General features: G+C 66.8%; 16 protein-coding genes. All 16 read left to right on the top strand.

The window, feature by feature from the left end; translation table 11 throughout:
* The first annotated feature begins 21 nt into the window (after positions 1-21).
* Positions 22-1,020: an ImpA family type VI secretion system protein gene (locus tag O6X71_RS13075; protein ID WP_353466226.1), complete on the top strand. Its 999-nt coding sequence runs from the start codon at positions 22-24 to the stop codon at positions 1,018-1,020.
* Between the two features lie 78 nt (positions 1,021-1,098).
* Positions 1,099-1,626, top strand: a complete 528-nt coding sequence (tssB, locus tag O6X71_RS13070) for a type VI secretion system contractile sheath small subunit (protein ID WP_353466225.1) — start codon at positions 1,099-1,101, stop codon at positions 1,624-1,626.
* Between the two features lie 54 nt (positions 1,627-1,680).
* Entirely contained in the window at positions 1,681-3,177 is a 1,497-nt protein-coding gene (gene tssC, locus O6X71_RS13065) for a type VI secretion system contractile sheath large subunit (protein WP_353466224.1), read from the top strand.
* Between the two features lie 41 nt (positions 3,178-3,218).
* Positions 3,219-3,713, top strand: coding sequence for an Hcp family type VI secretion system effector (locus O6X71_RS13060; protein ID WP_353466223.1), 495 nt, complete (start codon positions 3,219-3,221; stop codon positions 3,711-3,713).
* A gap of 29 nt (positions 3,714-3,742) precedes the next feature.
* Positions 3,743-4,513: a type VI secretion system accessory protein TagJ gene (locus tag O6X71_RS13055; protein ID WP_353466222.1), complete on the top strand. Its 771-nt coding sequence runs from the start codon at positions 3,743-3,745 to the stop codon at positions 4,511-4,513.
* 9 nt (positions 4,514-4,522) lie between these two features.
* Positions 4,523-5,056: a type VI secretion system baseplate subunit TssE gene (tssE, locus tag O6X71_RS13050; RefSeq protein WP_353466221.1), complete on the top strand. Its 534-nt coding sequence runs from the start codon at positions 4,523-4,525 to the stop codon at positions 5,054-5,056.
* Positions 5,057-5,059: 3 nt separating this feature from the next.
* Positions 5,060-6,937, top strand: a complete 1,878-nt coding sequence (gene tssF / locus O6X71_RS13045) for a type VI secretion system baseplate subunit TssF (RefSeq protein WP_353466220.1) — start codon at positions 5,060-5,062, stop codon at positions 6,935-6,937.
* A complete protein-coding gene (gene tssG / locus O6X71_RS13040; RefSeq protein ID WP_353466219.1) occupies positions 6,901-7,944 on the top strand; it encodes a type VI secretion system baseplate subunit TssG in 1,044 nt (347 codons plus the stop codon). The genes tssF and tssG overlap by 37 nt, the downstream gene beginning before the upstream one ends.
* Position 7,945: 1 nt before the next feature.
* Complete coding sequence (locus tag O6X71_RS13035; RefSeq protein WP_353466218.1) at positions 7,946-8,860, top strand: N-acetylmuramidase family protein; 915 nt, start codon at positions 7,946-7,948, stop codon at positions 8,858-8,860.
* A gap of 10 nt (positions 8,861-8,870) precedes the next feature.
* Complete coding sequence (locus tag O6X71_RS13030) at positions 8,871-9,533, top strand: hypothetical protein (protein WP_353466216.1); 663 nt, start codon at positions 8,871-8,873, stop codon at positions 9,531-9,533.
* A 119-nt stretch (positions 9,534-9,652) separates the two neighbouring features.
* On the top strand, positions 9,653-10,258 hold the full coding sequence (locus O6X71_RS13025) for a hypothetical protein (RefSeq protein ID WP_353466215.1): 606 nt from the start codon (positions 9,653-9,655) through the stop codon (positions 10,256-10,258).
* A gap of 42 nt (positions 10,259-10,300) precedes the next feature.
* Positions 10,301-12,937 carry a type VI secretion system ATPase TssH gene (gene tssH, locus O6X71_RS13020; RefSeq protein ID WP_353466214.1) on the top strand — a complete coding sequence of 879 codons (2,637 nt, stop codon included), beginning with the start codon at positions 10,301-10,303 and terminating at the stop codon, positions 12,935-12,937.
* Between the two features lie 126 nt (positions 12,938-13,063).
* On the top strand, positions 13,064-13,948 hold the full coding sequence (locus tag O6X71_RS13015; RefSeq protein WP_353466213.1) for a TIGR02594 family protein: 885 nt from the start codon (positions 13,064-13,066) through the stop codon (positions 13,946-13,948).
* Positions 13,949-13,959: 11 nt separating this feature from the next.
* Entirely contained in the window at positions 13,960-14,433 is a 474-nt protein-coding gene (locus tag O6X71_RS13010) for a hypothetical protein (RefSeq protein ID WP_353466212.1), read from the top strand.
* Positions 14,434-14,521: 88 nt separating this feature from the next.
* Complete coding sequence (locus O6X71_RS13005; protein WP_353466211.1) at positions 14,522-16,240, top strand: ShlB/FhaC/HecB family hemolysin secretion/activation protein; 1,719 nt, start codon at positions 14,522-14,524, stop codon at positions 16,238-16,240.
* Between the two features lie 10 nt (positions 16,241-16,250).
* Entirely contained in the window at positions 16,251-24,917 is an 8,667-nt protein-coding gene (locus tag O6X71_RS13000) for a filamentous hemagglutinin N-terminal domain-containing protein (protein WP_353466210.1), read from the top strand.
* The last annotated feature ends 6 nt before the right edge of the window (positions 24,918-24,923 follow it).

The following is a 24,923-nucleotide window of genomic DNA, read 5'->3' as shown; positions in this document are numbered from 1 at the left end:
GGCGTATGCCGGGATAGCGATATGGATGTTGCCGCCCTTCTGACACCGGTTACGCCGGAGGCGCCCGCCGGGCCCGATCTGTCCTACGACCCCGGTCGTCAGGCGATCGAGGCCGCATTCGAAGGGGCGTCCGACGAGGTCGAATGGGATCGCACGATCGCGATGATCGAGGCGCAGGCGCACCAGACGCGGGACGTTTGGCTCGCGGTGTATCTGGCGCGTGCAGGCGCTCGATCGGGCGATCTCGCCATCGTCGAGGCGGCGATGCAGTTGCTCGCGGGCCTGTTCGAGGATTTCTGGGAGACGGCGCACCCGACGCTGGAGGAATACGGCGTCGAGGGGCGCAAGGGCGCGTGCGAATCGCTGGTCCGCATCGGCGAGTTCCTCGCACCCTTGCGCCGCATCCCCCTCGTCGAGCATCCGCGCCTGGGCAGCTACACCGGCGTCGATTTCGAGCGGTATCTGAACGAGGGGGCGGCTGCCGAGGGCTATGGCCAGTTTCGCGCCGCCCTCGCCGACACCCCGGTGGAACAGGTCGCGGACGTCACCGATCGCTTCCGCCGGATCGAGGCTGCGCTGCAGCGGGCGGACGCCGTGCTGTCGGAGCAGGCCGAGCATGCCGGCCAGACCGGCACCAATTTTCGCCCGACCTATGAAGCCATCGAAGGCATCGTTCATGCGCTGACGCCGTTCGTCAGGCAGGGTGCCGAGCCGGACGCAGGGGAGCCGGACTCCGAAACGGGTGGAATGCCCCGTGCGTCGACGGCCGCGCCTGGACGAATTCAATCGCGCGAAGACGTCGCTCGGGCGCTCGATTCCGTCATCGACTATTATGGCCGGGTCGAGCCATCCAGTCCGATCCCGGTCGCGCTCGGGCGGATCAAGGGTTGGATAGCAATGGATTTTGTCTCGATCCTTGCAGATATCGCGCCCGGGAGCGTTGCCGAGGCGACGGCGGTCTTGCGCGCTCGCGTCGACGAAAGCGGGTCGAGCCAAGGCTCATCGAGTGATTTTATGTAGAGCTGCGCGTGGAGCAATTGTTACGCTTGCGCATTTAATACGCGGGCTCGCAGAAGCTGGAAAACAGGGACTAAGCACATGGCGATCAAGAGCGGTCAGCGGTTCATTCGCGAAAATCGGAAGCCCCGCGTTCACATCGAATATGAAGTCGAAACCTATGGCGCACGCCAGAAGGTAGAGCTTCCGTTCGTGATGGGCGTCATCTCAGACCTGTCCGGCAAGAGCCTGAAGGACAAGAAAGCCGCCGAAGCGCGCGACTTCATCGATATCGACATGGATAACTTCGACCAGCGCATGGAAGCCGTCGCCCCGCGCGTTGCGTTCGCGGTCGACAACACGCTCGCTGGCGAAGGCAAGATCGCGGTCGACATGACCTTCAACTCAATGAACGACTTTTCGCCCGGTGAAATTGCGCGGAAGATCGAACCGCTTGCCAAGCTGCTCGAAGCGCGCACGCAACTCGAGGATCTCCTGTCGTATATGGATGGCAAGCACGGTGCCCAGGACCTGCTCGACAAGGTGTTGCAGGATCCAGCCTTGCTCCAGGCGATCTCCGCGGCGCGTCAACCCGCAGCCGACGAACCGGTGAGCGAACCGCGCGACTGATATCGAAGACGGCCCGACAGGGCCTCATCCATTTTTACGGATTGGAGCGGTTACATGGCGCAAGACGCGCTCAAGCAGACGAACGAGAGCGCACCGGTAACGGAAGCGGCCGAGCTCAACGATTTCCAGGCGCTGCTCCAGAAGGAGTTCCGCCCCGCGAACGACGAGCGCAAGACCCGGATCGAGCAGGCGGTGCAGACGCTCGCGCAGCAGGCGCTGGGTGATGCTAAGATCATCGGTGGCGACGTGTTCGCAACCGTTGACGCGATGCGCGCGGCGATCGACCGCAAGCTGACCGAGCAGATCAACCAGATCATCCATCAGCCGGAATTCCAGCAGCTCGAAGCGGCGTGGCGGGGGCTCAACTACCTCGTCATGAACACCGCGACGGGCAAGGACATGAAGATCCGCGTGATGAACATGTCGAAGGAGGAATGTCGCAGGATGTTCCGCCAGTATCGCGACGCGGCGTGGGACCAGAGCCCGCTGTTCAAGAAGGTCTACGAGTCTGAGTTCGGCCAGCTCGGTGGCCAGCCTTACGGTGCGTTCGTCTGCGACTTCTACTTCGACCACAGCGCGCCCGACCTGGAGGTCATGCGCGGCCTGTCGCGGATCGGTGCGGCGAGCCATGCGCCGTTTATCGCCGCCGCGGGCCCGTCGTTGCTCGGCATGGACAGCTGGACCGAATTGTCCAACCCGCGCGACCTCGGCAAGCTGTTCGATGCTACCGATTACGCGGCATGGCGGTCGTTCCGGCAGTCGGAAGACAGTCGGTATCTGGCGCTCGCACTGCCCCGCTTCCTCGGTCGGCCGCTGTACGGCGCGAAGACCGAGCCAGTCGACGAGTTCGATTTCGAGGAGGATGCGGGCGGCGAGCATGACCGGCATCTGTGGCTGAACGCCGCCTATGCGATGGGCACGCGGATCACCGAGGCGTTCAACACCTATGGCTGGACCACGCGGATTCGCGGTGTCGAGTCGGGTGGTACGGTCCAGGAACTGCCGACCGCGACCTTCCCGACCGACGAAGGCGGCATCGATCTCAAGTGCCCGACCGAAATCGCGATCAGCGATCGTCGCGAGGCAGAGCTGTCGACGGCCGGACTGATGGCGCTGGTTCACCGCAAGAACACCGATCAGGCGACCTTCATCGGTGCGCAGACGGTGCATCGCCCGGCGAGCTACGACAAGAAGGAAGCGACTGCGAACGCCAACCTGTCGGCGCGGTTGCCCTATATCTTCGCGAGCTGCCGCTTCGCGCATTATCTCAAATGCATGGTCCGCGATTGGGTGGGCGGCTCGCGAGAGTCGGAACAGCTCGAGCGCGATCTCAACAATTGGGTCCTCCAGTATGTCGACGGCTCGCCGACGACATCGAGCGAGGAAACCAAGGCCCGCCTGCCGTTGAAGCAGGCCAAGATCGAGGTGATCCCGGACGAGGAGAACCCAGGATACTACAAGGGCAAGTTCATGTTCGTGCCGCACTACCAGCTCGAAGGCATGGACGTGGCGCTCAGCATGGTTTCGCGTCTACCGAAGACGTCCGGTTGATTTGACGTCGATCTTTCAATCATCGTTGACAGGAGAACCTCATGGCAGTCGATCTGTTTCTTAAAATCGAGAGCATTCAGGGCGAGTCGAGCAAGAAGAACCACCAGGGCGAGATCGATATCATCTCGTTCGACTTCGGCGCGGTTCAGCACGGCTCGTTCCACACCGGTGGCGCCGGCGGTGGTTCGGGCAAGGCAGAGATCTCCGACATCCGCATCCAGAAGGAAGTCGACAAGTCCTCGCCGCTGCTCTTCAAGGCATGCGCTTCGGGCAAGCACATCAAGGAAGCCATCATCTACTCGCAGAAGGCTGGCGATGGCTCGACCCCGCTGACCTATTACAAGATCAAGCTCGAGGACATCATCGTCTCCGACATCCATAACAATGGTGCATCGGGCGGCGACGCGATCATGGAGTCGGTGACGTTCAACTGCGCGAAGGTGACCTTCGACTATCAGGCGCAGAATTCGAACGGCAGCAAGGATGGCGGCGTCGTCACCGCCTATTACGATATCCGCCAGAACGAAGCGGGTTGAACCACGTCGATCGTCCGTAGGAGCACGACATGCAACAGGCGGACGATCTACTCCGTTCGGGCGATCTCGACGGCGCGCGGCGCGCGCTCGTCGAGGTCGTTCGCCGGACCCCGGGCGACGTACCGACCCGACTTTTTTTGTTTCAATTGCTCGCGTTGGCCGGCGAATGGGCCAAGGCCAAGGTGCAGCTGACGACGCTGGCGCAGTTGTCGCCGGAAGCGCAGATGCTGGCGGTGGTCTACGGCCAGGCGATCGACGCGGAGCAGCAGCGCGAGGCCGTATTCGCCGGAAGCGCGCGCGCCGAAATTCACGGCGGATCGGATTGGGCAACCCCGATAGCGGAGGCGATCGAGGCCGCCGCAACCGGCCGCGACGACGACGCGGACGCGTTGCGCCAGTCGGCGTTCGATGCAGCACCCGACATGCCCGGCGCCATCGACGGCAAACCCTTCGACTGGATCGCGGACGCGGATCCCCGGTTCGGACCGACGATCGAGGCAATCATCAACGGACGCTATGGGCTGTTGCCGTTCGATGCGATCGGCGAACTCACCAGCGAGGGACCGCGCGACCTGCGCGACCTAGTCTGGTATCCCGTCGAGATCACGCTGAAGGCAGGACCGCGCATCGCCGCGCTGTTGCCGGCGCGTTATCCCGGTATCTCTGCGGACCCGGTCGAGGCAATGGCGCGCGCAACGTCGTGGCATGACGACGGTAATGGTGCCGGACAGCGGCTTTTGGCGACATCGGACGGCGAGGATCACGGCTTGCTCAGCGTCCGTTCGCTGCGGTTCGACTAGGCCGCATCGATGGCCGTGACCCAGCGCCTGACACCGACGCTATACGACAAGCTCGTCGCGGATCTCGAGATTTCGGGAATGCGCGACATGAGCGAGGAAGCGCCAGAGATCAGCCGCGAGAAATTCCGCTATTATTCTGTGCCGCGTTTCGAACGGTTCAACGAGACCGCGTTGCGCGCAACGGTCCGCCGCGATCTGGCGTGGCTGTTCAACACGACCAACCTCGAATCGCTGGTCGACCTGGAGCCCTATCCGCACGTCCGCGATTCGGTGCTGAACTACGGGCTGACCGATCTGGCCGGGCAGACGCTGAACCGGCGTGCGGTGCTGGCGCGGGCGCGGGAAATTCGGCGTGCGGTGCGGCTGTTCGAGCCGCGATTGTCACGCGAAGGCCTGACCGTCGACCCGATCGAGGATGACGACGATCCGCACGCGCTGACGTTCCTGATCCAGGGCGACATCACCGCCGCGGCGCAGACCATGCCCGTCAAGTTCCGTACCGAGATCGAGGCCGAGACCGCCACCGTCAACGTGCGCGAATAGGGTATGAGTTCCGGGATCGATCCGCGCCTGCTGCGCTTTTACAATGACGAGCTCGCCTATCTGCGCGAGGATGCGCGGGCGTTCGGCGAGGAGCATGAGGCGGTGGCGGGGCGGCTCGGCCTCAAGACCCCGACCGATCCCGATCCCTATGTCGAGCGCCTGCTGGAGGGCGTCGCGTATCTCGGCGCGCGCGTGCAGCTGAAGATCGCGGATCAATATCCCGAATTCACCCAGCATCTGCTGCACGCGGTCCAGCCGCATTACCTCGCACCGACCCCGTCGATGTGCGTCGTCGGGTTCGAGCCGAAGGACGGCGATCCGATCCTGATCAAGGGGCACAAAGTCCCGCGCTCCACCCCGCTGATCGCGGTGGCGACCGAGCAGGAAAGCGTGCCGGTCGAATTCCGTACCGGGCACGACGTCACGCTTTGGCCGATCAGGATCACGCAGGTCGAATATCTCGCCAGCCGCGCCGCGGTGGCGCCGTTCGCGAGCGCCGCCAACGTTCGCGCCGAAGCCGGGCTGCGCATCCGGTTCGAGGCGACCGGCGGCGCTGCGCTACCCCAGATATTACCGGAATCGCTGCCGATCTATCTTGCCGGGTCGGAGGCATTGCCCGCCGAACTCTACCGTCAGATGATCGGCGAGACGCTGGCCGTGATCGCGCGGTCGGCGGATGCGGCGGCGGGAGCGGAGGGCTGGAAAAAGCTTCCATTGCCCAAGCAGGTCGGGTTCGACGACGATCAGGCGCTACTGCCGGCGGAGCTGCGGTCCTTTCGCGGGTATCGCCTGCTCAGCGAATATTTCGCCTGCCCGGAGCGCTTCCTGTTCGTCGACCTGCCTGACTTGGCGCGGGCGTTTCGCGACAGTCCGCAGGCGTGCGACGTCGTTCTCCTGTTCGACCGGTCTGCGTCGGTGCTGCACAACGCGCTGGAGCCGGCGAACCTGCGGCTGTTCGCGACGCCGGCGATCAATCTCTTCGAGAAGCAGCTCGGCCGCGTGCGCGTGTCGCAGTTCGAGCATGAGCATCACGTCATCCCCGATCGTGCCCGCCCGCTCGATTTCGAGGTGTTCCGACTGCTCGACGTACAGGCCTATTCGGCCAACAATATGGACGCGCGCACGGTCGCGCCGCTCTATGCCTATGGCGCGCTGTTGTACGACTGGAGCAAGGCGCTGTTCTACACCACGCAACTGCGATCGCGGCGGTTGTCGACCCGTGAGCGACGGTTGCGGCGCCGCGGGGAATATACCGGGACCGAGACGTGGATCAGCCTCACCGCCCCCGGCGATGCGACGCGGCTCGACGAGATCGACGAACTCGCGGTCAAGGCGCTGGTGACCAACCGCGAACTGCCTGAACTGTTGCAGTTTCGCGGCGAGCAGCACTTCACTGTGTCGGGCGTTCCGGCGCGTTCCGTCAGCGTGCTCCGGGCGCCTACCAAGCCCCAGCCGCCGATGGGGATGGGCGATGCGGCGTGGCGGGTGATCGGGCACCTGACCACCAACTACATGACGCTGGCGCCGGAGGATCACGACGATCCGCAGGTGTTGCGCGATCATCTGGCGCTGTACGGTCGGCAGGACGATGCCGCCTCGCGCCGGCAGGTCGACGGGGTGTCGGCGATCCGCTCGACCCGGGTTGCACGGCGGGTGCCGGGGATGGACCGGATGGCGATCGCGCGGGGCCACCGCATCCACGTCACGCTCGACGATGCCGCGTTCGACAAGGGACGTATGTTCCTGTTTTCCGCGGTTCTCGAACGGTTCCTGGCCGAATTCGCGAGCATCAACGCGTTCACGGAAACGCATTTTTCCAGCGCTAACGAAGGGGAGTTTCAGCGATGGCCGCTGCGGATCGGCCGCCGTCACACCATCTGAACTTCCTTGCGGCGGCTGCGGCGTCGCGGAAGCGGTTCGGATTGTTCCCGATCGTGCGGGGCGCGGAGGCGCGCGCGCCCGGGCTGCCGCGTGTCGGGCTCGCGCGCCGGCCGGATCAGAATATCGCCGACCTGGTCCAGGTGCCGACGCTCGCCTTTCCCGATTCGACGCTGGAAGAGGTGGACGTCCGCGACGGCCGCGCGCGGATCGGCGGGTTCTGGTTCGGGCTGACCGGGCCGATGGGGCCGCTGCCCTCGCACATGACCGAGTTTGCGGTGTTCGAGCGCCGTTATGCGAATAAACGCCCGTTCGGCCGGTGGCTCGATCTGCTGTCGGGACGGATGCTCCAGTTCTTCTTTCGCGCCTGGGCGGATTCGCAGCCGGTGGCGCAGGCCGACCGGCTCGACGACGATCGCTTTGCCGATCATGTCGCGAAGCTTACCGGTGCCACCGAAGGCGTATCGGCGACGAGCAGCTTTCCCGGGCCGGCGCGCGTCCACTACGCCGCGCTGTTCGCGTCGCGGCGCAGCGCCGGCGGCATCGAGGATGCGATGACGCACCTGCTCGGGCAGTCGGTGAAGATCCTCGAATACCAGTCGCGCTGGCGGTCGATCGAGGCCGAGGACCAGACCCGGCTCGGGCGATCCTTTTCCGGGCTCGGCAACGAAGTGATGCTGGGCGGCCGTGCGAAGGTCGCGTCGGATGCGTTCCGCGTGGTCATCCGGGCGCGATCCCGCGCCGACTACGAAGCGCTGTTGCCCTCCGGGCCGCGGTTTCGCATCTTGTCCGAGGCGCTGGATGCGTTCGCACCCAGTCACCTCGAATGGGACGTGGCGCTCGAGGTGGCGGGCAAGCATGCCCGGCCTGCGCGGCTCGATGGCTCGACCCGGCTCGGCTGGACCGGCTGGATCGGCCAGGCCGGCGACGACGCGGTGCGCAGGGATGCGCACCTCAGACGATCAACCAGCGCCCGTCCGACGACGGACGCGATGATGAGAAAGGTTTGATATGGCGATAGTGGCTCCAGTTGGTCCGCAGCGGCCTAACCGTGCCGCCGACGTGCGGACCGTTCAGATGTTGCTGAACCGGTCGGGATCCTCGGGCGCGACGCCGTTGCGGGTCGATGGCGTCTTCGGTCCCCGCACCGCCGATGCGATCGCTCGCTACCAGACCCGGTCCCTGCGCCTCAGCAAGCCCGACGGGGTCGTCGATCCGAACGGGCCGACGCTGAACCGTCTGGGCCGCGATCACCGTGGCAACACGACCCCGGCCCGCCCGGTGCCGCGCCAGCCCACGCGCGCGCCAGCGCCAGCCGCGGCGCCGTCCCGAACTGCTCCAGCGGCTGCGCCTCAAGGCATCGGGCCGGGTGGGCTCAGCGAGGCGACCTATGTCGACATGGCCGCCCGGCTCCAGTGCGAGACCGCGGCGATCAAGGCCATCGTCGAAACCGAAGTCGCGATCCGCGGCGCGTTCGATGGGGATGGCCGTCCGACGATCCTCTACGAGCGCCACAAGTTCAGCAAGCACACCGGCGGCCGGTATGACGCCACGCATCCGGATCTCTCCAATCCCGTCGGTGGCGGATACGGCAGGTTCTCTGAGCAATATCCCAAGCTGGAGCGCGCGATGAAGCTCAACAGCAGTGCTGCACTGAAGTCGGCGAGCTGGGGCGCGTTCCAGATCCTCGGTGAGAACCATGTCCAGGCGGGCCATGCCACGGTCGAGGCATTCGTGGCGGCGATGAAGAGCGGCATCCTTGCGCAGGCGGAGGCGTTCGTCGCGTTCGTGCTGGCGAACCGAAGCTTGCTGACCGCGCTGCGGGCGCGAAACTGGTCGACATTCGCCAGGATCTACAATGGTCCGGCCTATAAAAAATTCGCTTACGACGACAAGATGCGCAGCAATTACCTGAAATACGCTTGAGGAAAATGAGATGACATTCGATCCCAAATGGCTGTTGCTCGGCGCGGCATCGCTGGTGCTGGCCTGCTCTCCCGAAGCCGGCACTGCGTCCGGCAATTCGACCGCAGCCGTCGCCACGCCCGCGGCTGAGCCCACCGAGACGGTCGCGCCCGAGCCAATGACGCCGCCTGCTGCCCCCGCATCGGCTGGAAAGGTCGCCCTGTCCGGTAGTGCCGACGCGGAAGCCATCGCGCAGACCAAGACGGCGGCAGCGGGTGAGCAGATGACGAAGGTCCAGATCACGTCGGCGCAGTCGTTCGGACTGTCGGTGGACGGAGAGCGGGTCGCCTCGATCGTCACCGGCGAGGGAAGTCTCGCGAACGGCACCCCCGGATGCTTCGCCGCGATCGTGCAGGACGGGAAGGTTTCGCTGGTCCCGACGATCGGCCAGGGCGAGTATGAAGCCGAATCGTGCGACAAGCCGACCGCCATCGGTGTCCTGTCGTCGTCCGGCGACGTGGTTCGCATCGGCGCGGTGTTCGGTGCATTTTCGCCCAATGCCACGGTCAGCGAGCCGATCGTCCTGAACTGGTCGCGCTCCACCGGCGCCCTTTCGATCGATGCAGCCGGTTCCAGCAAGGCCTCGCAGGCCGGCGCGCAGACGATCGCCGCGATGCGAAGCGCGGTGCAGTGACGCACCCTCTGGGTCGATGATCAGGCGAACGTCAGAGCTATTGGGTGATGGAAAGATGCGCGCAGACTGCCAACGACGCTCCCATGCCGGCTAGGGCGTTCGCCTTGCGTGGATCTGTGATGTCGATACTCGCTTGCGCAATAGCGGCATGCGGTGCGGAGCCGAGCGTAGCCACCAGCAACGCTGTCGGGATGACCACCGCTTCGGTATCGGCACCTGCGGTTCCGCCTGCCCGACACGCTTTGAAGCTTGCCGGGCAGGCGGATGGTATTGCGGTCGCAGCGACCCTTGCCGAGGCACGACGTCAGAAAATGACGGACGTCGAAATATCCAAGACCCAGTCGTTCCGCGTGGTCGATGGTGCGCGGCAGGTGGCAACCGTCCTGACCGGTCACGGCGACATGCCGGATGCCATCGCTGCGGGCTGCTTCATCGCCATCCAACAGCGGGGTGACGTCGAACTGATCCCGACGCTCGGTTACGGCAATTACGAAGCCGAAACATGCGGCGGGCCGTTGGCTGTCGGCATCGTATCGAGCGCGCCGGTCCGTTTCGGGATCATGTTCCGCGGCTATTCGCGAGAGGCCAAAACCAGCGTGCCGTTGGTGGTGGAATGGAATCGCAGGGATAACACGCTGCTGATCGACGACGTTCTGTCGACCAAGGCCTGGGATGGGGGTGCGACCAGTATCGCGGCCATGCGACGCCTGATCGGTCGACCATAGATTCATGATTATGCCAGCACACCGTGCAGAAACAGGGGCCCTATGACCGAAATCAGCCGTGCATCATTGTTCGGGCGGCTCGACGCCGCCGCGTTGACGTCGATCGAGTCCGCGACCGGGTTCGCCCGGATGCGCGGCAATCCCTATGTCGAGCTGGTTCACTGGATCCATTTGCTCTTGCAGGATCCGCAGGGCGACATCGCGGCGATCCGGCAGAGCTTCGGGCTCGACGAGGCGCGACTGGCGCGCGACGTGGTCGGTACGCTCGACCTGTTGCCACGCGGTGCCTCGGCGATCTCCGACTTCGCGCCGCAGGTCGAGGAGGCGATCGAGAAGGGGTGGCTCTACGCCTCGCTCCAGTTCGGTGCGGCCAAGGTACGGACCGGCCACCTGCTGTACGGGATGTTGCGCACGCCGACGTTGCGCAACGCGCTGTTCGCGACCAGCGCCGAATGGCGCAAGATCCAGGTCGAACGACTCGGCACCGAGTTTGCCGCGATCGTCGGTGTCTCCAGCGACGCCGGGGTTGATTCGGTCGAGCCGCTACAGGCCGCCGGAACCGTGCCGCCCTCGTCCGGCGAGGCGCTGGAGCGGTATTCGGTCGATCTTACCGCGCGGGCACGGTCTGGTGAGATCGACTCGATCGTCGGGCGCGACGCTGAAATCCGGCAGCTGGTCGATGTGCTGCTGCGCCGTCGCCAGAACAACCCGATCCTGGTGGGCGAGGCGGGGGTCGGCAAGACCGCGGTGGTCGAGGGGTTCGCCAAGCGGATCGTCGATGGCGACGTGCCGCCGGCGTTGCGCAATGTCGTCGTCCGCGCGCTCGACGTCACGCTGATGCAGGCGGGCGCGGGCGTGAAGGGCGAGTTCGAGAAGCGCTTGCGCCAGGTGATCGACGAGGTCGAGGGTGCGTCGACGCCGGTGATCCTGTTCATCGACGAGGCGCATACGCTGATCGGCGCGGGCGGGCAGGCCGGAACGGGCGATGCCGCAAACCTGTTGAAGCCGGCGCTCGCGCGGGGGCGGCTGCGCACGATCGCGGCGACGACCTACGCCGAATATCGCCAGTATTTCGAGAAGGATCCGGCGCTCACCCGCCGGTTCCAGACAGTCGACGTTGCCGAGCCGGAGGCACCGGTCGCGATCGCGATGCTGCGGTCGGTGGTGCCGGCGATGGAAGCGCATCACGATGTCGTGATCCTCGACGATGCGGTCGCGGCGGCGGTGACGCTGTCGCAGCGCTATGTCCCGGCGCGGCAGCTGCCCGACAAGGCCGTCAGCCTGATCGACACCGCCGCGGCGCGCGTTGCGGTATCGCAGAACGCGACGCCCGCGCCGGTCGAGGACCAGCGGCGGCGCCTGGAACTGCTCGAGGTCGAGCGCGGCATCGTCATGCGGGAAACCGAAGGGCGCTATCGTCACGATGATGCCCTGCCGGCGCTGGACGAGGCGATCGCAGCCGCTCGCGCTGCGGTTGAGGCGGTCGAGGCGCGATGGGCGCGGGAGAAGGATGCGCTCGATGCCGTGCGCGCGGCACGCGACAGCGGGGACGGTGCGGCGCTGGACGCGGCTCTCACGACGGCGAGCGAACATGCGGGCGATGCGCCGATGGTGTTCGGCGTGGTCGATGCCGACGCCGTCGCCGCGGTGGTCGGCGACTGGACGGGTATCCCGGTCGGGCGGATGGTGAAGGACGAGATCGCCAGCGTGCTCGCGATCGGCGATGCGCTGAAGGCGCGCGTGATCGGGCAGGATCATGCGATGGCGGCGATCGCCAAGCGTATCCAGACGAGCCGCGCGAAGCTCGACAATCCCGGCAAGCCGGTCGGCGTGTTCATGCTCTGCGGTCCGTCGGGTGTCGGCAAGACCGAGACCGCGCACGCGCTGGCGGAGCTGATGTATTCGGGCGACGAATCCATGATCGTGATCAATATGAGCGAGTTTCAGGAGGCGCACACCGTCTCGACGCTGAAGGGCGCGCCGGCCGGCTATGTCGGTTATGGCCAGGGCGGTGTGCTGACCGAGGCGGTGCGGCGGCGGCCGTACAGCGTCGTGCTGCTCGACGAAGTCGAGAAGGCGCATCCCGACGTCCACGAGATGTTCTTCCAGGTGTTCGACAAGGGGTTCATGAACGACGCCGAAGGGCGCCACATCGATTTCCGCAATACGGTGATCCTGCTGACGTCCAATGTCGGCACCGACCTGATCACGTCGCTCAGCGAGGACGAGGAAATGGCGCCCGAGCCCGAGGGGCTGGCGAGTGCGATCCGTCCCGAACTGCTCAAGGTGTTCCCGCCCGCTTTGCTCGGCCGGTTGCAGGTGCTGCCCTATTATCCGCTGAGCAAGACGGTGCTCGCCGGAATCGTTCGCCTGCAGCTCGCGCGGATCGAGCGGCGGATCGTCGACAACCACGGCATCGCGGTAACGATCGCGCCGGCGGTGGTCGATCACATCGTCGAGCGGTGCACCGAGATCGCCTCTGGAGGACGCATGATCGATGCGATCCTCACCAACACGATGCTGCCCGAGATGTCGGTGGAGTTGCTCGAACGGCGGATGCGCGGCGACGACGTCACGACCATCGCGGTCGACGTGACCGCCGGGCAGTTCAGCTACGCGTTTACCACGAAAGCGGTTCGCGATGCGCCGTCGGAGGAATTCGAACAGCTTTCGATATGATTAACTTTGCGATGACCAAAAATCAAAGCTAGCGGCTACGCCATTGATAAGATGTTACGCTTATACTTATGATTGCATGAATTACACGGGCCGGTTACGAGTTTCATCTCATTAAGGAGCATTGCAGTGCGCCTGACGGAAATCGATCGTGGATGCCGGGGCCAGCAGGTCCAGACGTTGCAACATTTGTTGAATACGACGGGCAAGGCCCGGCCAGCGCTGGATCTCGACGGCGTTTTCGGACTGCGTACAGACCAGGCGGTCCGCGAGTATCAGGCCCGGCAAAGTCTCGCGGTCGACGGTGTCGTAGGCCGCGACACATGGACGTCGCTCGGCGCCGGCAGGACGGTCGCGCCGATTGTTGACCCGGTCGCAGCCCCCGTAGCCGCTTCGGTCCAGCCGACCCGCAATGTCCCGATCCCCTCGATACGACGTCTGAACGCCGGTGCGGCCAAGCCGGCTCAGGCCGCTCAACCCGCGCCGAAACCGGCTGCCGCTCTGCGCGCCGCCCCGCCGCCGCGTCGGATCGCGCCGTTGGAGCAGCCTGCCGGTACCGACATCGGCGCTCCGTGGATGCGGATCGCGATTGCCGAAAAGGGCGTATCGGAAATCAAGGGCGGCCAGCATAACCGCCGGATCATCGAATATCACGCCGCCACCGGTCTGGCGGCGAAGGAGGACGAGGTGGCGTGGTGCGCCTCGTTCGTGAACTGGTGCCTGAAACAGGCGGGTATCCAGGGCAACAACAGCGCGCGCGCCAAGGACTTCGGCACATGGGGTCGCGGTCTGGAAACGCCGCGCTATGGCTGCATCGTGCACCTGCACCGCACCCCGAAGGGCGTCGATAGCCGCACCGGTTCGTCGTCGGGAAACCATGTCGCGTTCTTCATCAGCCAGACCGCGACGCACATCACGCTGCTGGGTGGCAATCAAGGCAACCGCGTACGTGAATCGAGTTATCCGTTGAGCCAGTACAAAGTCATGGCAATGCGCTGGCCGAACGGTCGATGAGGGGAAATCGCATGTTCGTTGCGTTCACGCTGTTGTTGGCGGGGTGCGGAGCCGCGTCCGCGCCCGCGGAAGATATCGTGCGAAACGATGCGTCCGGCCAGTCCAGCACGACCGCCTCTTCACCGCGCGCCGCAAGCGCGGAAACCCTGGATCAATTCTGGTCGAGATTCCGTCGTGCCGCGCTGGCTGGCGACGCCGCCGCGTTGCGGGCGATGAGCGCGCCTGTGGTCCTTCAGCGCAGCAATCTGGACGACTCGCCGGCGGTCAAGCTGCCTTCCGCGCGGGTCCCAGCGGCGGTCGCGAAGGTCCTGACGCTGCCGGACGGCGTCGATGCGGCGGGCCGTATCCACCGCGATATCCTGAAGGCGACGCCGGTCGCGAAGCCTGATGGCCAGCAACCGGCCGGAACGTATCGGTTCGGGGACATGGTTTTCGCGCGCGGCAAGACGGGCTGGCGGCTGACCGAACTCTACCTCGACGACTGACGATACGACGAAGGGCGCCGCGACCGCGGCCAGCCATACGACCGGGCCGCAGGGGAGCGGCCATGACGGGGGATGAGTTTTGTTACGAGTGAATAGCGTACGGCTGGGAACACTGGCGGGGATGATCGCGGGGTTTACGGCAATGCCCGCGAACGCGCAGGTCGCATTGCCGTCGCGGCAGGAAGTGACGCCACCGGCCCCACAGCCGCGTTCGGAGTCGACGGCGCGGGTCGATGCACGTGGCGCCCTCGCGGAGACGAACTGCCCGTTCGAAGCGTCTGCGCTGCGGCTGACGCTCGACCGTGTCGAATTCACGCGTCCTGATGGATCGCCGCTTCAGCCGCAGATCGCGAACGCCCTTGCTGGCCTAACAACGCCGACTGGCGAGCAGTCGATCACGGCAGTCTGCACCGTCCGCGACGCCGCCAACGAAGCGCTGCGGCGTGGCGGCTGGGTCGCGTCGGTCCAGATCCCCGCGCAGGAGATCACCGGTGGCGTGCTGCGGTTGCAGGTCATCACCGCACGGATCGTCGATGTCCGGGTGCGCGGCGATGCGGGGCGGTACGAACCGTTCCTGCGACGCCGGATCGCGGCGATCCAGGCGCTGGACCCGCTGAACGAGCGCGAGGCGGAGCGGATATTGCTGCTCGCTGGCGACGTACCGGGGCTCGACGTGGCGCTGTCGCTGCGGCCGTCGAACGGCGAGGCCGGGACGGTGATCGGCGACCTGACCGTCAGCTCTCGACACTTCGCGCTGTTCGCCAACGCGCAGAACTACAACTCGTCATTGCTGGGCCGCGAGACGGTGTACGGCCGCGGCGAGATCTACGGCCTGACCGGGCTTGGCGACATCACGTATCTGGGTGCGTCGACGACAACCGACTTCCAGGAACAGGTGATCGTCCAGGGCGGCCACATTCTGCAACTCGACGATGGCGGCACGACGCTGGGTGGCCGCGCGACCTATGCATGGTCGCGTCCCGACCTCGGCGCGCTCGACCTCAGGACCAACACGCTGATCGCGGGTCTCGACCTGGCGCGGCCGCTGTTCCGATCGGTTCGCGGCAATGCGCGGGTGCGGCTGGGATTCGATTTCGTCGACCAGATTTCGCGCGTCGGGGGTGGCGACGACGCGGTAACGCTGACTCGCGACAAGCTGCGCGTGCTGTTCGCGGGCATCGATGCCGATCAGCAGTTCGTCAACGCCAACGGGCGGCCCTGGCTCTCGGTCTCGTCGTCGCTCGAAGTACGCAAGGGGCTGGGCCTGTTCGACGCAAGCCAGACCGGTTTCGCGAGCGGCGAGCTGACCTCGCGGCTGGAGGGCAATTCCCGCGCGCTCGTGGTGCGCGGCGTGATCGACACGACGCTCTCGCTCGGGCCGATCTTCAGCATCGCGGCGATCGGCCAGATGCAATGGGCGAACGATCCACTGCTGAACTACGAAGAGTTCGCGCTCGGCAGCCTGACCATCGGGCGTGGCTATGATCCCGGTTCGAACAGCGGTGACCGGGCGCTGGGCGGGCATGTCGAGGCGCGTGCCGATCTGCCGCTGATCACCGGGCTCGGCACGCAATTATACGGCTTTTACGACCACCTTTATCTAACCAACCTTGATCGCGCGCGGATCGAGGGGGCCCGGAATTTCGACAGCGTGGGGGGCGGCGTGCGTGTGTCCTTCCCGAACCGCCTGGTGCTCGACGTCGGCTATGCCAAGCCGCTCGACCGTGCGCTGAGGCTCGACAAGGAACGACCACCCGAGCGTGTGCTCGTTTCGTTGACCGTGCAGTTCCGTGATGGCGCTCGATAGGATGTTTACGATGACCCAAGTCGCGTCGCCCGTTCGCCGCCGTCGGCTGCTCCTGATCGTCACGAGCGCGCTCGGCGGCATCGCGGCCTTGCCTGCGGTCGCGCAGACCGTGCCGGCGCCGCCGGTATTGCCGACGCGGGCGAGCGTGGATTCCGTGCAGACGAACCTCTTCGGCAGCGATCCCCGGATCACGAGCCCGAACGGCAATCTGAACGTCGAACTGCGCGCCAACAATACGGTGATCAACTGGAAGGGGTTCAATATCCCCGAGAACCGGACGGCGAACTTCGAAAACGGCACGGCGTCGAGCAACGTTGCGGTTCTCAACCGCGACATCTCGGGGAACATGTCGCAACTGCTCGGCAAACTCGACAGCAGTCCCGGCGTGGCCGTCTGGGTCTTCAATTCCAACGGCATCATGGTCGGTCCTGGCGCAAACATCACGACCGGATCGCTGGTGCTGTCGACGCTGGACGTCAACACGACCGACTTCCTGAACGGTAGCGGCAATTACCGGCTGAGTACGGGTGTCAACGCGGGGGGCAGCACCTCTGCGATCACGGTGAAGGGCGCCCAGATCACGGTCGAGGGCGGCAACCGCGGTTTGATCATGGTTGCGCCCCAGATCGACGCCGATGGCGTGTTCCAGGCCAAGGGCCAGGACGTCGCGTTCGTGACGGCGACCGATGTCACGCTCAACTATGCGGCGAACAGCCCGTTGTCGGTGACGCTCAATCGCGGCACTGCAGTACCGAAGCAAAGTCAGTATGTCCGCGGTACCGTCAGCGGACGCGACGCGCTGTTCGCGCTGGCGTCGCAGGGGACCGTGACCGACGCGCTGCTGCAGGTCGATGCCGGTGTGACGACTGCGTCGAACGGCCGACGCGGCATCATATTGTCCGCAGGCAAGCCCGGCACCGCGGTTGCCGGGGTCGCCGTGACCGGCGCAGCGGCTGCGACCGGCGGCATCGCCAGCGTTCTGACGACTGGTGTATTGTCGACCGAGGCCGACGATGGCGGCGACATCATTGCCGGCGCCAGCGGTGCGGCAAGCTTTACAAATGCGCTGACCAGCGGTCGCGACGTCGTGCTGTCGGCTGGCGGCGCGCTGTTGGTGAGAAACGGTGTCACCGCCGATCGTGACTATACGCTTGCGGCGCAGGATATCGCGCTGGGCGGCGGACCGCCGGCGATCCAGCGCGCGGGTCGGGACGTCAGTCTCGTATCGACCAACGGCAACATCACCGGCGCTCCGGCTCTGTCGCTACGGTCCGGCGGTAGCGCGGGTTTGTCACTGTCGACCGTGGGCACGGCGGCGGGTGACATCCTGTTCGACGTCACCACCAGCCTGGTGGGCGGCAGCGATCGCGGAGGCTATGTCGACATTCGGCAGCGCGATGCGATCAATCAGGTGGCGCTGGGCAACGTCACTGCGCGCGGCCTGCGTCAGGCGATCGGTACCGGCGCGATCCGTAACGGGCTGACGACCATCGGTGCGCTGACGCTCGGCAACGTCGACGTGCGCGATGCCCTGGCGCTCAATGTCAGGGGCCTTGGAGCGGGGACGCTTGCGTCCGATCGCGGCGTCAGCATCGCCTCCAATGGGGCGATCACGACCCGTGCGATCACCGCGCGTGGTGGCTCGCTGGACCTGACGGGCGCCGGCACGACGCTGGTCGATGGCACGATCACGGCCAGCGGGAGCAGTTTTGCGGACTTGGTCGTGGCACGCGAGGGTGCGGTGACGCTGCAAGGTCTCACCGCGGCGCGCGATGTCCAGATCGGCAGCAGTAGCGGTACGGTCACGATCGCGGGCGCGGTCGACGCAGGCCGCAACTACCAGGTCTCGGGCAGTGCGGTGACGCTCGGTGGCGCCGGCACGGTGGTACAGCGTGCGGCCGGCGCGGTCACGATCACGGCCGGCGCGGGCGGCATCACCGGCATCGAGGGGCTGACGCTACGCTCCGACGCGAACGGTTCCGGAAACGATCCGCTGACGCTGGCGCTGACCGCCTCGGCACCGACCGGGATCACGTTCTCGGCCGATTCGAGTCTCATCGCCGGAACCGCGCGCCAGTCGGATGTCCGGATCCAGTTGACCGACGCGGCGAACCCGATCTTGCTTGGGCGAGTCGAGGCCCGCGGTCTGACCGGGCTCACCACCGCCGGCGCAGTGCGCCTCGGTGACGTCTCGACCGTCAACAGCCTTACCGCCACGGGTGCGTCGATCTCCACCGGTGCGCTGAGCGCCAGTGCGGGTGCGGTGACGCTTACCGCAACGTCGGGCCTGCTGATTACGAGCGCGGTCGATGCAGGGCAGGGCCTCATTTTGACCGGAAGCGATGCGGTCATCACCGGTCGCCTGACTGCGCGCGACGGCATCACCGTCGACGGCGTCGGTGCGCTGACGTTCGGCGGTGACGTTCGAGCAGGGGGCGGACTGACGCTGCGCGGCGCATCGCTGGGATTTGCCGGGGGCAACCTCCGGAGTGGCGGATCGATCGACCTGCTCGCATCGAGTGGTGGCATCGTCGGCACCGGCGCGGTCGCGCTTGCCTCGACGAGTACGCGGACCAGCGATTTCATCCGTCTGCAGGCGACCGGTGCCGACGGCATCGTGCTGGCGCCGGGCAGTTCGATCACCGCCGGTACCGATCAGGCGCTGCGTGTCGGGGTCTTCAACGCCACCGCCGACGCGCCGCTCAGCCTGGGCAACGTCACCGCGCGGTCCTTGAGTGCGCTGGGTGTAGCCAACGCCGATGCCACTTTGCCAGGCGGGGCAATCGTTGCGGGCGGCTCGCTGACGTTCGGCGCGCTCGATTTGGTCGACGGCTTCACAGCCGAGAGCACGGGCGGCAATCTCAGCGTCGATCGACTTTCGGTCACGGGGGCGGGGCAAGGCATCAGCCTGCGCGCCGCCAATGGCAGTTTGACCGTGCAGAACGACCTGTCCGCCAGTGGCGACGTGACGCTCGTTAGCGGTACTGCGTTGCAACTGGGGACGGTGGAAAGCCGTGACGGGCAGGCCACACTGACCAGCGGTGGCACCGTGACGCTGGGGACGCTCGCGGGTCGGCTCGGTGCCAGCGCGAGCGGGACGCAGATCGCGATCGATACGGTACGCGGCGGTGCCGTCGGGCTGACCGCGAGCGGCGGCAACGTGCAGGTCGGGCGGATCGACGGTGCGGCGGTGACCGCCACCGCCACCGGTGGTGCCGTCACGATCCGCAACGCGCTCGCGGCGACGGGCGCTGTCAACCTTACCGCGACCGGCGACGTGCGGGTCGGCGGGGCGATCACCAGTGCTGGCGTCACCGTCGGCGCACAGGGCGAGACGGCGCTGCTCGGAGGGCTGCAGGCCCGCGGCAACGTCGCGGTGTCGGGGCGTTCGGTGACGCTCGGCGGCGCGCAGGGCGCCACGGGCAGCTATACCGCGACGAGCAGCGCAGGCGCGATCACCGGCAACGCCGGAACAGCGATCGTCGCCGACAGCGACAACCTGGGTGGCGAGGCACTGAGCCTGACCGCAACCGGCGGTGGCATTACCTTCGATCCCGCCACCTCGCTACGCGGGGGCAACGGGACGTCGGCGGTGTCACTTACGACCGATGGCGGGAACATCACGGTCGGCGACGTCGGCGCGACGGTCTTCACTGCAACCGGTGCGGGAAGCATCCGGACGGGCAATCTGACGGTGACCCAATCGCTCGCGCTGAGCGCGGCGGGTGGCGTCACCACGGGTGCGATCGATGCGGGTGGCGACGTGACACTGGCCGGCGACACGGTCGCGTTCGGCACAGTTCAAGCCGCGTCGCTCAACGCGACGGCGAACGCTGGAACGCTGACCGGCGGCACTATCACGGTCGGCGGCGCGACCACCTTGCAAGCGGCCGGTGCGCTGAGTGTCGGAGCGATCAGCGCGGGGACCGGCGTGTCGCTGAGCGGTAGCACCGTGCGCTTCGACGGCGTCGAGGCATCTTCGCTTACGGCGACGTCGGGTGGCACGCTGAACGGAGGCGATATCGTCACGCGCGGCGATGCGACGCTGACGGCGGGCGACGCGCTCGCGGTCGGTGCGGTCGATGCGGACGGCATCGTTGCCCTTCGCGGTACGACAGTGAACGCGAGCCGGATCGATGGCGCATCGCTGACCGCGGTCGCAAGCACCGGCGATCTGGTCGCGGGAGACATGCTGATCGGCGGGCCGGCGACGATCGAAGCGACCGCGGGGACAGTCGATCTCGGTAGCGTCGATTCGCGTGGCAATCTGACGATCACTTCGGGGGGGCGGCTGTTCGCGACAGGCCTCGTCTCGGGTGGCACGGCATCGCTCACGACCACTGGTCCGGGTGCCGATATCCTGCTGGCGAACGGTCTCGTCGCGGAGAATGCGGTCGTCGTCTCGGCGACGCGGGATATTCGTGCATCCCAGATCAGAAGCCGCAGCGGCGATCTCACCATCGCGGCGCCCAACGGCGAACTGGCGGGCTTTGACGGGAGCGGCGGAGTCTCGCTTGGTGCGGGACCGGGCAAGGCCTTCTCCCTGACGATCGGCACCGCGGCACGGCTGGGCGACGTGGTCGGCGGCAAGCTGACCGTCGTCGCAACATCGATCAGCGCGGGGCGGGTAGACACCGGCAACGAGGCGCTGGAACTGCGCGCGACCAACGGCGACCTGACCCTGACCGGGCCGGCAAGCGGCGGCACCGTGACGCTCGGCGCGAGCGGGCAGACCCGGCTGACCGGCGTCACGTCCAAGGGCGCTTTGACGCTGACCGGCGGCGGCATCGCGTTCTCCGATATTGCGGGTGCGACGATCGACGCGACGTCGGCCGGCGCGATCTCCGGCGGTTCGGCGACGGCGACTGGCGCTCTCGCCATCCGCGGCGGCGCCGTGACCCTGAATCAGGCAAGTGCCGGCGCGACGCTCGGCCTGACTGCGACCGGCGGCGATTTGACGGTGACGGGCCCGGTCACTGGCGCAGACGTCACGCTCGGCGCGAGCGGTAGGACGAGTCTGGCCAAGACCACGGCCAGCGGCGCGCTGATCCTAACCGGCGGCAGTATCGCGTTCTCCGATATTTCGGGTGCGACGATCGACGTGACGTCGGCCGGCGCGATCTCCGGCGGTTCGGCGACGGCGACTGGCGCTCTCGCGATCCGCGGCGGCGCGGTGTCCCTGAACCAGGCTACCGCCGGCACGACACTTGGCCTGACTGCGACGGGCGGCGATCTGACGCTGACGGGCCCAGTTACGGGCGGCGACGTCACGCTCGGTGCGAGCGGGGCGACGAGCCTGGGCAAGACAACGGCCAGCGGCGCGCTGACGATAACCGGTGGGAGCATCGGGTTCTCGGATATTTCGGGGGCTTCGGTCGACGCGACGTCGGCGGGTGCGATCACTGGCGGTTCGGCGACAGCTGCGGGTGCTCTCGCCATCCGCGGTGGCGCGGTGACCCTGAATCAGGCGAGCGCCGGCACGACGCTCGGTCTGACGGCGACCGGCGGCGATTTGACGTTGACAGGGCCGGTTACTGGCGGTGACGTCACGCTTGGCGCTAGCGGGCGGACGAGCCTGGCCAAGACCACGGCGCGGGGCGCGCTGACGCTGACCGGCGGCAGCATCGGGTTCTCCGATATCGCGGGGGCGTCGATCGACGCAACGTCAGCGGGTGCGATCACTGGCGGCTCCGCGACGGCGACAGGCGCCATCGGCATTCGCGGCGGTACGGTGACCTTGGATCAGGCGAGCGCTGGCACAACGCTCGCCTTGAATGCCAGCATTGGCGACTTGACGCTGACGGGGCCGGTCACTGGCGGCGACGTCACGCTCGGCGCAAACGGGCGGACGAGCCTGGCCAAGACCACGGCGCGCGGCGCGCTGACGCTAACCGGCGGCAGCATCGGGTTCTCCGAAATTGCGGGCGGATCGATCGACGCTGCGTCTGCAGGCGCGATCACTGGCGAGTCCGCAACCGCGACCGGCGCTCTAGCCATCCGCGGCAACACCGTGAATCTCGGTCAGGCCAGCGCCGGCACGACGCTCGGCCTGACGGCGACCGGCGGCGACCTGACGCTGACCGGCCCTGCAACCGGCGGCACCGTGACGATCGGGGCGAGCGGGCGGACCAGCCTGACGGACGTCACCGCCAAGGACGCGCTGACCCTCACCGGCGGCACCATAGCGTTTGCCAATATCGCCGGGGCTTCGGTCGGCGTGATGTCTTCCGGTGCGATCACCGGAACCTCGGCTACCGCCACGGGAGCTCTCGGCGTGCGCGGCGGTACGGTGACCCTCGATCGGGCCGGGGCCGGCGCAGCACTCGCGCTGACCGCGACGAACGGCGATCTAGCCGTGACGGGACCGGTTACCGGCGGCGACGTCACGCTCGGTGCCAGCGGGCGGACCAGCCTGGGCAAGGCCACGGCCACGGGGGCGCTAGTGATCAACGGCGGCAGCGTTGGCTTTGCCGACATCGCGGGCGGGTCGATCGACGCTACGTCGACCGGCGCGATCACCGGGACTTCGGCGACGGCGACGGCGACGGGGGCGCTTGGGATCCGGGGGGCGACGATCGCTCTAAGCCAAATTGCGGCAGGCGGTACTGCGACGGTGGCGGCGACCGGAGGCGATCTGGCACTGACCGGGCTGACGTCGGGTAGCGATGCAATCTTGAGCGCAACGGGCGTGGCGCGGATATCGGGCGCGGTGACTTCGGGCGGGGCGTACCGGGTGACCGGTGGCAGCGTGACACTCGGCGACACCGGCATCGTCCAGAAGGCCGCTGGCGAAGTTCGCATCACTTCAACGTCGGGCGACGTGACCGGCGTAAGCGGCCTGACGCTGACGAGCGACTCGGATGGCGCGGGTGCGGATCGGCTGGTTCTCGATTCGGCAGGGCAGATCGCCTTTGCCGGCGCGCGGATCCAGGCGCGACCCGGCGGCGGCGCGGTGCTGGGTCTTCGCGCCGGGTCCGGCCGCACGATGCAGTTCGGCAACATCGAGGCGTCGAGAATCGGCAGCTTCGACGGCAACGCGATAGCAGCGACACTCTCGCATAATGCCAACATCGCTGCCGACGATGTCGCGGTGTCCGACCTGTCGGTGGCGTTGGCGCGAGGCGACCTGACCTTCGGCAAGGTCGGCGCATCCGGCAACCTCACACTGCGTACTGACGCCGGTGCGATCGCGCTCGGCGAAGTCCGCGGCGGCGATATCGACCTGGCGAGCAGCGGTGCGCTGACGACGGCGAACGTGACCAGCACTGGCGGGACATCGTTGAAGGGCGAGACGATCGACGTTCGCGGCAGGCTGTCGGCCGCGCGGCAATTGCTGGTGGACGCGCGGGCGGCGCTGACCTTGCGCGATGTCGGTGCGGGTGGCGCGGCGACGTTGAAGGCCGGCGGCGCGATCGTTGCCGACACCGTCGAAGCTGCGAGCATCACCGCCAGCGCGGCCGGTGTCACGCTGGCCAACGCAAAGGCTGGCGATGCGCTGACGCTGACCAGCGGCCGCGATCTGTCGCTCGGCAACGGGAGCGCAGGCGGTTCGGCGACGCTCGATGTCGCCGGGCTGGCGACGATCGGCGCGCTGTCCGCAGGCCCTGCCGTTACGGTAACCGCGAACGATGTCGCGTTGAACGGACCGGTACGCGCGCAGACGGTGGCGTTCGCAAATCGTGCGCCGGCCACCACGACGATGCGGATCGGCGATGGCACCGGCGCGGACGGCTTCCGCCTTTCCGATGCCGAGGTGCGACAGGTGACCGCCGACACGCTCCGGTTCGACGCGGGTGCGGGTGCGATGGAGGTCGGCACGCTGGCGCTGGGGACCGGCAGCGGGCGGGCGGTCGAGATGCTCGGCACCGGCGACATCCGCGTGATCGGCGCGGTCTCGACCCAAGGCAGCGGCCGTTCCGTGCGGATCGGCGGCGGGCTGACTGAGGGCAACGCCAACGCCATCCATGTCGTCGCGACCCGAGACGGCGGCGGGCGATTGCTGTTCGACGGATCGGATGTCGAACTGCGGGGCACACGGATCGCGATCGGCCTCGCACCCGGCTTCATCGATACGCTGCAACCAGGCGCCGCCGGCATCGCGCAGGCACAATCGCTGATCGGCAACGGCAATTCGGCCTTGTACAACCCGCAACTGGGCGGCGGCTTCTACGATCCGGGCTCGACGACCACGCTGTCGGCGCGGTCGCTGACGGTGCGGTTCGGCGATTATGCGCTGTTCCAGAACACGGCCATTCCCGGTGAGTTCTCCGGGTTGAAGCTCGGCGGGGCGCTGGGCGCACCGGTGTCGCCGGCCCTGCGGATCAGCACGTTCGGCACGCCTGGGCAGGCCAGCGTCGCGCTGTTCGGGACGATCAACGGCATCGACGGCGCCAGTGCCGCGCTGCTCGGCAATCCGGTGATCGCCATCGATCCCGTGCTGCTCCCCAACAGCCGTATCAACGGCTGTCTCGCCGGGTCCGGCGCGGGGTGCATCAACACCATCGTGATCCAGCCGACACTGCAGGTGTTCGACTGGAGCAGTGAAGAGGTGTTCGGCATTTCGCGCGACGTCACCGTGCCCTTCGCGCCGCTGGTCGGCAGCAACAACGAGGAGTTGTTGACCGACCTGCCGGCATTGGCGCCGCAATCCCTGACCGACCAGAAGGCCAAACCCTGATGCCGC

It is taken from the genome of Sphingomonas faeni (genome assembly GCF_040407505.1).
Taxonomy (GTDB): Bacteria; Pseudomonadota; Alphaproteobacteria; order Sphingomonadales; family Sphingomonadaceae; genus Sphingomonas; species Sphingomonas faeni_E.
Note: the sequence above shows the minus strand (reverse complement) of the source record. Positions and strands in the feature narration are given on the sequence as shown.

Bases quoted from the DNA above. Each gene is read 5' to 3' on its own strand.
- O6X71_RS13075 (WP_353466226.1), top strand. From the start codon at position 22: ATGGATGTTGCCGCCCTTCTGACACCGGTTACGCCGGAGGCGCCCGCC.
- tssB (WP_353466225.1), top strand. From the start codon at position 1,099: ATGGCGATCAAGAGCGGTCAGCGGTTCATTCGCGAAAATCGGAAGCCC.
- tssC (WP_353466224.1), top strand. From the start codon at position 1,681: ATGGCGCAAGACGCGCTCAAGCAGACGAACGAGAGCGCACCGGTAACG.
- O6X71_RS13060 (WP_353466223.1), top strand. From the start codon at position 3,219: ATGGCAGTCGATCTGTTTCTTAAAATCGAGAGCATTCAGGGCGAGTCG.
- O6X71_RS13055 (WP_353466222.1), top strand. From the start codon at position 3,743: ATGCAACAGGCGGACGATCTACTCCGTTCGGGCGATCTCGACGGCGCG.
- tssE (WP_353466221.1), top strand. From the start codon at position 4,523: ATGGCCGTGACCCAGCGCCTGACACCGACGCTATACGACAAGCTCGTC.
- tssF (WP_353466220.1), top strand. From the start codon at position 5,060: ATGAGTTCCGGGATCGATCCGCGCCTGCTGCGCTTTTACAATGACGAG.
- tssG (WP_353466219.1), top strand. From the start codon at position 6,901: ATGGCCGCTGCGGATCGGCCGCCGTCACACCATCTGAACTTCCTTGCG.
- O6X71_RS13035 (WP_353466218.1), top strand. From the start codon at position 7,946: ATGGCGATAGTGGCTCCAGTTGGTCCGCAGCGGCCTAACCGTGCCGCC.
- O6X71_RS13030 (WP_353466216.1), top strand. From the start codon at position 8,871: ATGACATTCGATCCCAAATGGCTGTTGCTCGGCGCGGCATCGCTGGTG.
- O6X71_RS13025 (WP_353466215.1), top strand. From the start codon at position 9,653: ATGTCGATACTCGCTTGCGCAATAGCGGCATGCGGTGCGGAGCCGAGC.
- tssH (WP_353466214.1), top strand. From the start codon at position 10,301: ATGACCGAAATCAGCCGTGCATCATTGTTCGGGCGGCTCGACGCCGCC.
- O6X71_RS13010 (WP_353466212.1), top strand. From the start codon at position 13,960: ATGTTCGTTGCGTTCACGCTGTTGTTGGCGGGGTGCGGAGCCGCGTCC.
- O6X71_RS13000 (WP_353466210.1), top strand. From the start codon at position 16,251: ATGACCCAAGTCGCGTCGCCCGTTCGCCGCCGTCGGCTGCTCCTGATC.